At 63.7% G+C, this 12,253-nt stretch carries 15 protein-coding genes; 4 read left to right on the forward strand and 11 right to left on the reverse strand.

Going from position 1 to position 12,253, the window contains the following annotated elements; genetic code table 11:
- Window positions 1-27: 27 nt before the first annotated feature.
- Window positions 28-402: an HPr family phosphocarrier protein gene (locus tag RJT37_RS15260; protein WP_313685796.1), complete on the forward strand. Its 375-nt coding sequence runs from the start codon at window positions 28-30 to the stop codon at window positions 400-402.
- A 3-nt stretch (window positions 403-405) separates the two neighbouring features.
- On the opposite strand, the gene RJT37_RS15265 is transcribed toward RJT37_RS15260, so the two are convergent.
- From RJT37_RS15265 to RJT37_RS15315, 11 genes are all read right to left on the reverse strand, one after another.
- On the reverse strand, window positions 406-858 hold the full coding sequence (locus tag RJT37_RS15265; RefSeq protein WP_313685798.1) for a PTS sugar transporter subunit IIA: 453 nt from the start codon (window positions 856-858) through the stop codon (window positions 406-408).
- Between the two features lie 27 nt (window positions 859-885).
- Window positions 886-2,415 carry a PTS galactitol transporter subunit IIC gene (locus tag RJT37_RS15270; RefSeq protein ID WP_313685800.1) on the reverse strand — a complete coding sequence of 510 codons (1,530 nt, stop codon included), beginning with the start codon at window positions 2,413-2,415 and terminating at the stop codon, window positions 886-888.
- A gap of 541 nt (window positions 2,416-2,956) precedes the next feature.
- A complete protein-coding gene (locus RJT37_RS15275) occupies window positions 2,957-3,259 on the reverse strand; it encodes a PTS sugar transporter subunit IIB (protein ID WP_313685802.1) in 303 nt (100 codons plus the stop codon).
- 67 nt (window positions 3,260-3,326) lie between these two features.
- Window positions 3,327-4,004 carry a triose-phosphate isomerase gene (locus RJT37_RS15280; RefSeq protein ID WP_313685804.1) on the reverse strand — a complete coding sequence of 226 codons (678 nt, stop codon included), beginning with the start codon at window positions 4,002-4,004 and terminating at the stop codon, window positions 3,327-3,329.
- Between the two features lie 3 nt (window positions 4,005-4,007).
- The gene (locus RJT37_RS15285) at window positions 4,008-4,793 is read right to left on the reverse strand and encodes a class I fructose-bisphosphate aldolase (RefSeq protein ID WP_313685806.1); all 786 of its coding nucleotides are present in this window, start codon (window positions 4,791-4,793) and stop codon (window positions 4,008-4,010) included.
- Between the two features lie 46 nt (window positions 4,794-4,839).
- Window positions 4,840-5,265, reverse strand: a complete 426-nt coding sequence (locus RJT37_RS15290; protein ID WP_313685808.1) for a secondary thiamine-phosphate synthase enzyme YjbQ — start codon at window positions 5,263-5,265, stop codon at window positions 4,840-4,842.
- A gap of 181 nt (window positions 5,266-5,446) precedes the next feature.
- Window positions 5,447-5,851, reverse strand: coding sequence for a universal stress protein (locus tag RJT37_RS15295; RefSeq protein ID WP_311171759.1), 405 nt, complete (start codon window positions 5,849-5,851; stop codon window positions 5,447-5,449).
- A 213-nt stretch (window positions 5,852-6,064) separates the two neighbouring features.
- Entirely contained in the window at window positions 6,065-6,532 is a 468-nt protein-coding gene (locus RJT37_RS15300) for a CBS domain-containing protein (RefSeq protein ID WP_313685810.1), read from the reverse strand.
- A gap of 88 nt (window positions 6,533-6,620) precedes the next feature.
- A complete protein-coding gene (locus tag RJT37_RS15305; protein ID WP_313685812.1) occupies window positions 6,621-6,980 on the reverse strand; it encodes a DUF8147 domain-containing protein in 360 nt (119 codons plus the stop codon).
- A gap of 68 nt (window positions 6,981-7,048) precedes the next feature.
- Window positions 7,049-7,879 (reverse strand): ZIP family metal transporter, encoded by an 831-nt coding sequence (locus RJT37_RS15310; RefSeq protein ID WP_313685813.1) that lies wholly within the window; start codon window positions 7,877-7,879, stop codon window positions 7,049-7,051.
- Window positions 7,880-8,055: 176 nt separating this feature from the next.
- Window positions 8,056-8,838: an SDR family NAD(P)-dependent oxidoreductase gene (locus RJT37_RS15315; RefSeq protein ID WP_313685815.1), complete on the reverse strand. Its 783-nt coding sequence runs from the start codon at window positions 8,836-8,838 to the stop codon at window positions 8,056-8,058.
- Between the two features lie 177 nt (window positions 8,839-9,015).
- Between RJT37_RS15315 and RJT37_RS15320 the strand changes: the two genes are divergently transcribed.
- From RJT37_RS15320 to cruF, 3 genes are read left to right on the forward strand one after another with little or no spacing between them, the layout of a single operon-like run.
- A complete protein-coding gene (locus tag RJT37_RS15320; protein ID WP_313685817.1) occupies window positions 9,016-10,518 on the forward strand; it encodes a phytoene desaturase family protein in 1,503 nt (500 codons plus the stop codon).
- A gap of 2 nt (window positions 10,519-10,520) precedes the next feature.
- Window positions 10,521-11,357: a prenyltransferase gene (locus RJT37_RS15325; RefSeq protein ID WP_313685819.1), complete on the forward strand. Its 837-nt coding sequence runs from the start codon at window positions 10,521-10,523 to the stop codon at window positions 11,355-11,357.
- Window positions 11,350-12,231 (forward strand): bisanhydrobacterioruberin hydratase, encoded by an 882-nt coding sequence (gene cruF / locus RJT37_RS15330; protein ID WP_313685821.1) that lies wholly within the window; start codon window positions 11,350-11,352, stop codon window positions 12,229-12,231. Before RJT37_RS15325 ends, cruF begins: the two co-directional genes overlap by 8 nt.
- The last annotated feature ends 22 nt before the right edge of the window (window positions 12,232-12,253 follow it).

The following is a 12,253-nucleotide window of genomic DNA, read 5'->3' on the forward strand; positions in this document are numbered from 1 at the left end:
CGGTCAGTCACCGCCGATTGCCCGCGTATGCAACCTGAACAGGTAGCGAGCCTTCCGAGCAACGGCGGAACGACCGATCCGGGAGGGAGAAGGTTTACTATCGCGTCGGCGGAGTTGGCAAGCGAGATGGCAACGGCAGAAGGAAGCGTCGTCGTTCACCACGAGACAGGGCTCCACGCACGCCCCGCGTCGAAGTTCGTCCAGACCGCATCGCAGTTCGAGAGCGAGATACAGATCCGAAAGGACGGCGAGGAGGCCAACGCCAAAAGTAGCATCGCCGTCATCTCGCTCGGCGTCGGACCGGGCGAGGAGATACAGATCACCGCAGAGGGTGACGACAGCGAGGCTGCCATCGAGCGCCTCGTCGAACTCGTCGAATCGGACTTCGAGCTCGACTCGTAGGCGTCAGGTCGAGTCGAGACAGCGGTCGGTGATGAGGTTCAGGAGGGCGTCGCCGTCGCGTTCGCGTGCGAGGCGGACGAACTCATCGTCCTGGAACAGTTTCGTCAGACTCGAGAGGAACGTCGTATAGCCCTCGGTTTCGGTGACCAAGAGGAGAATGACGACGTCGACGTCGACTGTCTTATCGGGGTCGTCCATACTCTGGAACGTGAGCGTGTCCTCGGGAAACCCGACAATGACAGCCTGTTCGGAGACGTACTCCGGGTCGGCGTGCGGGATGGCGAGTCCGAACTCCGCCGTCGGAATGTCCAGGCCTGTGGGATACGACGCCTCGCGTTCGAGCAGCGCGTCGACGTACTCGGATTCGGCGTACCCTCTCTCGACGACGTACGCGCCCAGTTCTTCGAGTGCTCGTTCGTGCGACGCTCCGGTGAGTGTGAGGTGTTCGGTGTGCATCGAATGACAAAAACGCGCAGACAGCGTTTAGTCGTCGGTGGCCGGTTCGTCTTCGGGTTCGGGTTCGACGACTTCGGGCTCCCCGCCGATCTTGTTGGGCAGGATACCCGCAGAGGGGCCACTGTGCCGGATACGAACCGTCTCTTGGGCTTTCTCCTCGGACGCGCCGGCGACCATGTACATCCGCTTGGGCCACGTCCGGAGTGCGAGCCAGCACGCAAGCGTGACGACGAGGCCGGCGATGAGACCGGCGGGTTCACCGAGCATCAGGATTCCAGTCGCGGGGGACCCCGGGTCGCTCCCGGCCGTGATGAGGTCGTTGCCGCCTAGATCGAATCCGGCCTGGCCCGCGGCTCGCGTCATAGCCGGTGCAACCTGGCTCGCGATGTAGTGAAGCGGGATGAGGAGGACGGTCATCGAGATGACCATCTTGACCACGTTCCCGTCCATAATGGGCACCATCAGGGCGAGCAGGAACGGGAAGGTAGCGAGGTCGACTCCCCACAGCATATCGTTGAAGGGGAGGATAATCGACATCACGATGGCGATGGGGACCATAATGAGACTCGCGGCAATGGTCGACTCGTGGCCGATGAGGATGGCCGAGTCGAGACCGATAGCGAAGTCCCGCCCTTCGAATCGGGAAGTCATATAATCGCGGATGGATTCCGAGAGCGGCGTCAGTCCCTCCATCAGGATGCCGACCATCATCGGCAGGATGTACATCACGGCGGCGAACGCGACACCGGCACCGAGGATGGTGTACCAACTGCTCGCCTCAAACAGCGCGTTGCTGTAGGCGGCGATTCCGAGGAGGATACCCAGGATGAGGCCGACGAAGATCGGTTCGCCGAACAGGCCGAGTTTGTCCTGGACCGAGTCGGGATCGGCGTCGACGTTACCGAGCGGCGTCTGGTCGATCACCCAGTTTATCGGAATCGCAGCGATCGCGAAGGGGACGGACCCGCCGTGTGGAATAGAGATGCCCTCGGTGTCGAACGTCTCCTCGACCGCCGGTTGCGTCCAGTCGGCCGCCACCAACACGAACAGACCGAGCGTCAGCCCCGTCGCGAACGAGTAGATGAGCGAGTCCGTCACCATATAGACCAGGCCGGCGATGAACGCGAAGTGCCAGTAGTTCCAGATGTCCACGTCGAGCGTGAACGTGAACCCGATGGCGAACAGGGCGAGGTTCAATACCACGAAGACGGGGATCATCCACACACCGATCTCTGCGATCCCGAAGGCGATGGCGGCCGCGGCGGGCCACCCGACGTCGACGGCAGGCAAAGAGATGCCCGTGACCTCCACCATCCGCTGTGCGAGTGGACTGATGTTGTCCGAGAAGAGCCCCAGTACGAGGAAGATCCCCTGGAAGCCGACACCGATGAGGACGGACGAGCGGACGGCCCGTCCCAACGGGACGCGAAACACCATCGCGATGACGAAGATGATAATGGGCAACAGGACAGTCGGTCCGAGACCCTGGATGACGTCGTTGACTGTGTTCAGAATCGAGCTCAACCCCGCTTGCATCGCCACGGTTTGTAGTACCATGGGCATTGACACCCAAGTTCAATATCGGGAAACATATGTAATAAACATTACCACGGATGAGGAGTGTGTATGATCTCCAAGACGTAAGCAGCGCCGGTGTCGGACGGTGGATCAAGCCGAGAGAACGTGTCACCGGGCGAATGTCGTCGACGTCTCTCACAGGTGCCGATACTGACCGGGAGGACAGAGCGGCGGTGGGGCAAATGACACCGTCATCCAGTCGAACCAGGTGTAACGGACTCGGCGTGCCGACCCAGGAACAAGTCCGATGTGCCGCCCTCGACCCGAACACGTCCGGTGCATCGACCCTCAAACGAGTCCGATGTGCCACCCCCGACCCAAACACGTCCGGCGCATCGACCCTCAAACGAGTCCGATGTGCCACCCCCGACCCAAACACGTCCCGTGTATCGACCCCGACCCGGACATATCCAGCGGAATCAGAGGGTTGGGACACCGTTGACGGTGGTTTCCTCGTCCTCTTTGACCCTCAGGTGGGTCGCCCCTACCGACACGCTCCGAAGAAGAGAGTGCTATCCGACTACGAGTTTTTGAGGGCTTCTGCGATGTTGTCCAGTTCCTCGTCTTCACCGATTCCCGTCATAAACGCCGTCGTGTGAATGATCGGGATGTCGAATTTATCTTCGTTGAGCGACGTCGTCGTGACGATGAGATCGAAGTTGCCGGAGGAGGCTTTCCCTTGGGCTTCGGTGGCTTTGGCCTTCGCGATGTTTCCGATCTCGACTCCCCGTTCCGGCAGTTTGTTCTTCAGCGCCTCTTTGACGACGGTCGACGTTGCGACTGAGGTTCCACAGACGACGAGGATGTTCTTTTTATCGGGCATACTTCACGCCTATTGTTGTCGTATACCGCGAAAAAGATTGCGTCGGTACACTCCAGGCGGGAACCTGCTACGGAAAGACGTTCCCGATCTCGGTCAAAAGCGTCTCGGGGTCATCCGCGAGTGAGACGGCCGAGGCGGCGCCGGTGGCGTCTGCTCCCTGTTCGAAGGCGAGACGGACGTCGTCGGCCGACCCGATGCCCCCGCCGACGAGCACTTTCGTCCGTTCGTTCTCCGAGGCCATCACATCGATGAACTCCCGGACGAGGTCCGGATGGGTCTGCGTGATGGCGCGGTCCGTCGAGATGTCCTCCGGTTTCTCGAAGACCACGGAGTCGGGGTCGAACGGCGCGACGGCCTCGCCCATCGCGATGCTGTCGACACAGACGATGGAGTCGAGGCCGACCTCCCGACAGCGCTCGATCTTTCGGGCGAGATCCGCGAGTGTCTCTCGGTTTTCGGCGTGGTTGATGACGACGCCCTCCGCACCCGCCTCCCGAATGGTCTCCGGAAGGATACGCCCCATCCCGCGGCCGGGTTCGACGGCGTCCATATAGGGCGCGGTCACCGTGAGGTCCGTCTCCTCGGCGATGAGTCTGATGTCGGGAATCTGTGGTGTCAACACGAAGTTTGCGCCCGTCTCCCGTTCGACGCGTTCGATGAGACGAGCGAATTCGAGGCCGTCCTCGCCGGTCGTTCCGGGGTATATCTTGAAGTTGATCTGGAAGTAGGGGTATTCGAGGTTCATCGGTTACTCCGTGAGGTGAGTCGCCGCGTCGTCGACTGTCGCGTCGTCGTGGACGATGGCTTTGAGAGCGTCGATGATGGCCGAGGGGTCATCACGTTGCCAGACGTTACGGCCGAACATCACGCCGCACGACCCGGCGTCGACGGCCCCGCGTACCATCTCCAGTACCTCGACGTCCGTCTCGACAGGGGGACCGCCCGCGATGTAGACGGGCAGCGGCGCGTTCTCGACGATCGGATCGAACGCTCCTTCGCCCGGGTACGGACTCTTGAGGATGTGGGCGCCGAGTTCGAACGCGATCCGGTTGGCGTCGGCGAGATACGACGGGTCGAGTTCGTCGTCGGCCCGTTGGCCCCATAGAGTCGGTTCGACGACCAGTGGAATCCCGAGTTCCTCGCCGCGCTCGGCCGCATCAGCGACGAACTGAACGTTCTCTTCGAGGACGCCGACGTCCTCGCGGCCGTAGACGAGCGCGACTTTCATCGCGTCGGCACCGAGTTCGGCCGCGGCATCGACGCTGAACACCTGGCGGTGGATCTCCTGGTCCTCGTGGTCGCCCGGAAGCGTCGAGTCGTGGAGCAAATCGAGCGTCGCGATCGTCGCGACGTCGTAGTCGTTTATCGTTTCCTCGAACCGACGCAGGAACGGAACGCTCGCCAGGATTCCGTCCGGTCCGCTCTCGAGGACGAGTTCGAGCGTTTCCTCCGGGTCCTCGAAGCCCTCGAAGACGCCCCAGTGGAGGCCGTGGTCGATCGCAACGACGACAGAGTCACCGAATCGTGTGAACATATCTCAGAATGAACTGCACGGGCAGGAAAAGAAAAGCTATCGGTGCTCAGCGAAGTACTGCGACGTCGACGGTGCGAGTGCGCGGGCCACACAGCTCGTAGAACATCACTTCCTCCCACGTGCCGAGATCGAGTTCACCGTCCCGGAGCATCAGGAGGACGGGCCGCTTTATCATCGCCGAGAGGATGTGTGCGTGGGCGTTGGGCTGTTCGTCGCGTTCGTAGTGGTCGACGTCGTGGGCGTATCCCGCATCCGGGGGTGCGAGTTCCTCGAAGAAATCGATCATATCGTAGAGCAACTTCGTCTCGTACTCGTTCGTCGAGAGGGCGGCCGACGTGTGCGGCGTCGAAACGTACACGAGGCCGTCTTCCGCGCCGGTGTCTTCGACGACTGCCTCGACCTGTGGGGTGACGTTCTGGATGTCGAAGACGTCGCCCGTCTCGATCTCGAAGCTCCCTTCTGTGATTTGCATACACACTCTACAACCGAGGACTGGACCTTAGATGTTACCCGTCGACGGACGCCATCACTGGCGTCGTTACGGAGAGACCGAGCGGACGCCGTCGCTCACCAGTGAGCGGGAAGACGGCGTCAGTCGAGTCTATCGAGCAGAGAGGCGAGGTCAGTCGATCTCTTCGAGCGGGAAGACGGCGTCAGTCGATCTCTTCGAGCGGGATGACGACGATGGGTCGATCGGAGTGCAGCAGCGTCCGTTGGGCGGTGCTACCGAAGACGACCTTCGCGGTCGGGTTGCGCTTGCGGATACCGATGACCAGTTCGTCGGCGTCGACGTCGTCGGCCTTCGCGAGGATGTCCTCGTATGGATCTTTGCCCCGAACGAACTGGTGGGTCTCGACCGTCGTGAGCGCGCCGAGTCGAGAGGAGACCACGGTCAGCGCCTCCTCGCCGTCCCGGACGTCCTGGCTGTCGGTGTCGTCGCCGCCGGGCAGGGAGTTGACCGCGTGGACGGTGTCGCTCCGGGAGACGCGGTCGACCAGGTAATCACACACCCGGGCGCTGGTGTCGACGTGGTTCGTCGCGAGTACGTAGGTCGTCATACTACGAGGGGCGCGTGGCGGGACCAAAAAGGCACCTCCCTCTGGCCGGCCGTAAGATCTCGGTCGGGAGAGGGACCGCGATGTCGGTTCTGCAGTCCCAGAGGTGACAGATGCGGACGACAGCGCCGTCGTATCAGTCTGTGAACGGGTGGGCTTTCGCCTCGCTACCGCTGTAACGAGAGTCCACCTTGTTGCCGAGAGCGTTCAGCGAAGTCACTCGGTCTCGCTTTCGAGACTATCCGCCGACCGTGTCGGTGATTCGCTCTCGATGACGGCTGCGATGTTCCGGAGCTTCTGGTTGTCCAGCTCCCCGGCGAGGTGGACAACGATATCGTCGAGCGTCACGATCCCGTGTAAGTCGCCGTATTCGACGACCGGCACCCGCCGCACACCTTCCTCGCGCATCGTTTCTGTCACCGCCTCGATGCTGGTGTCGGGGGAGACAGAGACAACGTCGACCGTGAGGACCTCGTTAACGAGGGTCTGATCGAGCGAGTCGGCGTACATCTGCCCGTAAACGACGAGATCGCGGTCCGTGACCATCCCCGCTACCTCACCGTTGGCGTTCAGCACGACTGCGCTCCCGACCCGCTCCTCACGGAGCACGGTGGCGACGTCGAGGATGGTGTCTTCGATATCGACTGTCACGACGTCTTCGCTGACAATCGCGGAGATATTCATAGGTATACTGGGGTAACCGCACGACATTAAAATGCACTGTAACCAGTATCAGGCGACCGCCGGATCTCGCCACCTCAGGGCGAGTCCGTCAGGACCGCGAACCGGAGAGCAAGAACATCGCGATTCCGGCCACGATCCCCAACGCGACACCGGCGACTGACCCAGCGAGGATGCTGGTCCGCGGGCCGGCGAGGACGACGCCGACAGCCAAGACCGCGAGAAAGACGACCACGAACGCCGCGAGCGAGCGGCCCAGCCGACGGGATTCCTCGCCGGATCGTAACAACACGGCCGCAGCGACGGCGACGCCGACCGCGATACCGGCCGGCAACCCGACGAGCACGGAGAACTCGACGATCGGCAGCAGTAGCTCCGTGACGGCGACCACTGTCACCAGCAACGCGGCGATGCCCGCCGCTGCCGCGGAGGCGAGTGTTCTGGACTCCATACCGGCAAAACGCCGCTGGGCGGCATAGGTGTACCTGTCAATCCCAGTTGGCGATGATCAGTCAACGGTCACGCGATCACGAGCCACGCGAAAAGCACCGCGAGGCCCCCCATCGACGTTGAGGCGACCGCATGGAGGCGAAGGCGATCGAGGAGGGCGTGGGCGTCGCCCGAGACCGACAGCAGCCCGTGGATCTCGCTGCCGATCTCACATCGCGGCAGGAAGTCCATCGCCACGTGGAGGAAGACGCCGGCCGCGAACCCGAAGACGATTCCACGGGTCGATCCCGTCACCGGCAGTGCGATCAGCGAGGTCACGATCGCGCCGATTCCGACGCCCGTCGCCGGTAGCAACAACACCGACGGATCGCGGCCCGCGTTCGCGAGTCGTCGCGCGGCGGCGTAGCCGGCCGGCCCCTTGTGGGAGACGATGGCCAGTCCCAAAAGCGGACCGAGCGCCGGCATATTCCCGTAGATGATGCCGATAATCGCCCCCGCGGAGAACGCGTGGGCGGTCAGTTCCGCGACCGTCCGGTCCATCGGGAGATTCAGATGCGACAGCCGATGGCCGATGCTGTGGGACGCAAAGCCCGCAAGCAGACCGAACGCGATGCCGAATCCGCCCCACTGCGGATGTTGGCTGATCGCCTGGGGCACCAGAAACACGGCAGCGCTCGTTACCATCGCGCCCGCGGCCAGCCCGTATCCCCACACGAGTGTCCCCGCGCTGTCGTCGTCGGAGCGCGCACCGAACGGCGCTGCCAGCGCCATTGCGAGAAACGCGACCCACGAGATTCCGACAAGTTTCCCCGCACTGGACGTCTCCAGGAGTACGGCGAGTGCGGACAACACGACGAGCGTCAGGGTCGCGACGACCCCGACGCGAGAGATTCGGGTCACAATATGAACTCGATACTCTTGGTTAATAACATTCGCGTTATTATCTGAGTGGGGGGTTTACTACTCCATCTCCCACGACAGGCAGAAGTGCCATCGCTGTCGCGAGCCGCACCTATCGCGAGTCGCCCCTATAACAAGCCTCATTTATCGCGAGCCGCCTCTATAACAAGCCGCACCTATCGCGAGCGCGTCGCCTGCTTCCAAAGCCGGAGATCGACGCGCTCGCCGTCGATTTCTCCGCCCGCTGCCTCGCTTGCGGCCCAGACGAACATCGGGGCGACGTCGTCAGGGCTGCGGCCGCCGGACGCACTCAGATCGGTATCGACGAGTCCCGGATCGACGACGGCGGCCGTCTGCTCGGCGTCGACGGCCAGTTGCCGAACGAGCGTTTCGACAGCGCCTTTCGAGACGGCGTATGCGCCCATCCCGGGTTTCGGATCGACTGCGATCGACCCCGAGGGGACGAGGATGCGACCTTCGGGCGGCATCCGCTCGATCGCTTCTTTCGCGGTGGCGAAGACGCCGCGCAGGTTCGTCGCGAGCGTGTCGTCGAAGCGGTCGTACGGCTCCTCGTGGATCGGCGACTCGCCCGAGGCGCCGAGTTTGACACCCGCGTTGGCGACCAAGAGGTCGATCCCGTCGGTGTCGCCGACCGCGTCGGCGGTCTCCATCAGGCGACCGACAGCGGCCTCGTTTCTGACGTCGGCGGTGACTCCTTGCACTGTCGGCGAGCCGTCGTCGGCCGCGTCGCCGCCGACGGATTCGGTAGCAGCGTCCCCTTCGGATTCGGTAGCAGCGTCCCCGTCAGATTCGGCCGCGGAGACCGCCGCTGCTAACGCCTCGGCGTCGCGCGCACAACCGACCACGGTCGCACCCTGGGCGGCGAACGCCGAGAGCAGTGCCCGTCCGATCCCGCGGCTCGCGCCGGTCACAACGACCGTCGCGTCGGTGAGTTCCATACCAGTCGTTTGGGACCGATTGTGCCTAAAGATTCTTGCCGGTGCGGCGGCTGGTTTCCGAAGGATGCCCCCGGCGGCGACCAGTTCTCGAAACCCCTGCAATCGGTGGCCGCCGTCGCCGGAATTGTGGAACGCTCGGTCAGTCGTTTTATATTTTCCACGCCCCTATCGATCGATATGGACTCTCCGGCGGATCTCCGCTCGCTCGCCGATGCCGATGTGACCGTGATCGGCGGCGGGTTCGGTGGACTCTCGACTGCGTGTTACCTGGCCGACGTCGGCGCGAACGTGACACTCCTAGAAAAGAACGACCAACTCGGCGGCCGAGCCAGCCGCCTCGAAGTCGACGGGTTCCGGTTCGATATGGGCCCCTCCTGGTATCTGATGCCCGACGTCTTCGAGCGATTCTTCGGGCACTTCGACCACGAGCCGTCCGACTACTACGACCTGACGCGGCTCGATCCGCACTACCGGATCTTCTTCAAAGACAACGACAGCGTGGATATGGTGCCGGACAGAGAGCGGAACAAGGAAATCTTCGAGTCCTACGAACCCGGCGCCGGCGAGCGCTTCGAGGACTATCTGGAGAAATCCCGGGAGAACTACGAGATCGGGATGGAACATTTCGTCTACGAGGACCGCACGTCGCTGTCGGACTACCTCGATTGGAACGTGGCTAGACACGCCCGGGGGCTCTCGCTGCTCGGCTCGATGCAGGACCACGTCGAGAAGTACTTCGATCACCCCAAACTGCAGCAGATAATGCAGTACACGCTGGTGTTTCTCGGCGGCGCGCCGAACAACACGCCGGCGCTGTACAACCTGATGAGCCACGTCGATTTCAATATGGGCGTCTACTACCCCGAGGGCGGCCTCGGCGGCGTCGTCGACGGCATCGTCGACCTCGGAGAGGAGCTGGGAGTGGACTTCCGAACCGACACGCCGGTCTCGGAGATCCGCGGCCGCGAGGGCGCCTTCGTCACGCGGACAGAGGACGGACAGGAGTTTTATTCGGATTCCGTCGTCAGCAACGCCGACTACCGCCACACCGAGATGGAACTGCTCCCGCCGGAGAAACGCCAGTACGACGCCGACTACTGGGAGTCGCGGACGTACGCACCCTCGGCGTTTCTCCTGTATCTCGGCGTGGAGGGCGACGTCGACCCGCTGGAACACCACACGCTGATACTCCCGACCGACTGGGACGACCACTTCGAGCGGATCTTCGAGGACCCCTCCTGGCCCAAGGACCCGGCGTACTACCTCTGTGTCCCCTCCGAGACCGACGACAGCGTCGCGCCCGACGGGCACTCGAACCTGTTCGCCTTGGTCCCGATCGCCGCGGGGCTGGAAGACACCCCCGAGCGCCGAGAACAGTTCCGCGACCTCGTTTTGGACGACATCGAGGCCAACACGGGCGTGGACCTCCGCGATCGGATCGTCGTCGAGGAGTCCTTCTGCGTGAACGACTTCGCCGACCGGTACAACAGCACGAAGGGGACCGCGCTCGGCCTCGCACACACCCTGCGGCAGACGGCGCTGTTCCGGCCGCCGCACCACTCCTCGGCCGTCGACGGGCTCTACTTCACCGGCGCCTTTACCACGCCGGGCATCGGCGTGCCGATGTGCCTCATCAGTGGGCAGCTGACCGCCGAAGCGATGGCCGAACGGGCGACGTAGGGATGTTCGGTCGCCTCCGCTACCTGCTGACGCTGTCGCGGCCGCGTTTCTGGCTGTATCTGGCCGGTCCAGTCGTCGTCGGGGTCGCCTACGGGGCGGGGACGACGGCCGACCTGTTCACGGAAACGACGATTCCCCTCTTCGCGTACTTTCTGCTCCCGGCGAACGTCTTCCTGTACGGCATCAACGACGTCTTCGATGCTGACGTCGACACCGACAACCCGAAGAAGGAAGCAAAAGAGGCCCGCTGGCAGGGAGACCCCATCGTCGCGGTCGTCATCGTGGCGTCGACGCTCCTTGGCGCGGTCACGTTCGCGCTCACCCCGAAGGTCGCCTGGCCGTACCTGGCGGGCTTTTTCCTCCTGGGGTTTCAGTACTCGGCGCCGCCGCTGCGGTTCAAGACCACGCCGGTCTTCGACTCGCTTTCGAACGGTCTGTACATCCTCCCGGGGGCGGCCGCCTACGCTGCCGTCGCAGGGGCGCAGCCGCCCCTTGCCGCGCTCGCCGGCGCGTGGCTGTGGACGATGGGTATGCACACCTTCTCGGCCATCCCTGACATCGAACCCGACCGGGCCGCGGGCATCCGGACGACAGCGACGATGCTCGGCGAGTCCCGAACGCTCGCGTACTGCTTCGGCTGCTGGCTCGCCGCCGCGGTCGTCTTCGGCCTTGTGGACGTCCGCCTGGGATTGGTGCTCGCCGCGTACCCGCTGATGGTGCTCGGCGTCGGGCTGTCGTCTGTCGCCGTCGACCGCGCGTACTGGTGGTTCCCCGCGCTCAACACTGCGGTCGGAACGCTCCTCACGCTCGGGGCGCTCTGGAGGCTCGTCCATGCGTGACCGCGGCGAAGCCGCTGTAGCTGCGTCGCTGCGCCGCCGACTGCCCCGAACGCGCGCGGAGTGGGAGACGCGGCTGGAGCGACTCGTTCGCGAGAACCGCTTCACCATCTCGGTGTTCTTTCCGCTGAACGGCATCGTCCTGTTGCTCGCGAGCGCTGAAGGCCTCCTCCCGGCGCCGCTCGCGTTCAACGGGTTCCTGATTCTTCTGGGGACGGCAGTGATGCGCTCGCCGCTCATCGTCGGTGTGCTCCCGCTGACCGACCGCCGGGCGGCCGCCTGGGTCGGCGCACTGACGCTGTACGCGTACGGAATCGAGTATCTGGGCGTTCATACGGGCGTCCCCTACGGCGAGTTCTTCTACGGCGTCGATCTCGGGCCGATCGTCGCCGGCGTCCCGCTGGGACTCCCGATCTTCTTCATCCCGCTGGTGATGAACGCCTATCTCCTCTGTCTGCTGCTGCTCGGCGACCGAGCTGCGCAGGCGGCGGTTCGCCTCTCTGCAGTCATCGCTGCCGTGCTGGCGATGGACGTCGTTTTGGATCCCGGCGCGGTCGCGCTCGGCTTCTGGGTGTATCCGGCGGGTGGGGCGTTCTACGACGTGCCGCTCTCCAACTACGCCGGCTGGGTGGTCTCAGCGACGGTCGCCGTCCTCGCGCTCGATCAGGGGTACGACGGCCAGGCGCTGGTAGCCAGACTCGACGAGTGTGAGTTCCTCCTCGACGATCTGGTCTCCTTTGTCATCCTCTGGGGCGGGATCAACGCGTGGTTCGGCAACTGGCTGCCGGTCGCGGTTGCCGGGCTGTTCGGGATCGGACTGCTGTGGACGGATCGGTTCGACACGCCGCTGGACGAGTTTCCGCTGCTCTGGCAGTAAGGAAAGTACCTGATTCAACTCC

It is taken from the genome of Halobellus marinus (genome assembly GCF_032113415.1).
Classification (GTDB): domain Archaea; phylum Halobacteriota; class Halobacteria; order Halobacteriales; family Haloferacaceae; genus Haloquadratum; species Haloquadratum marinus.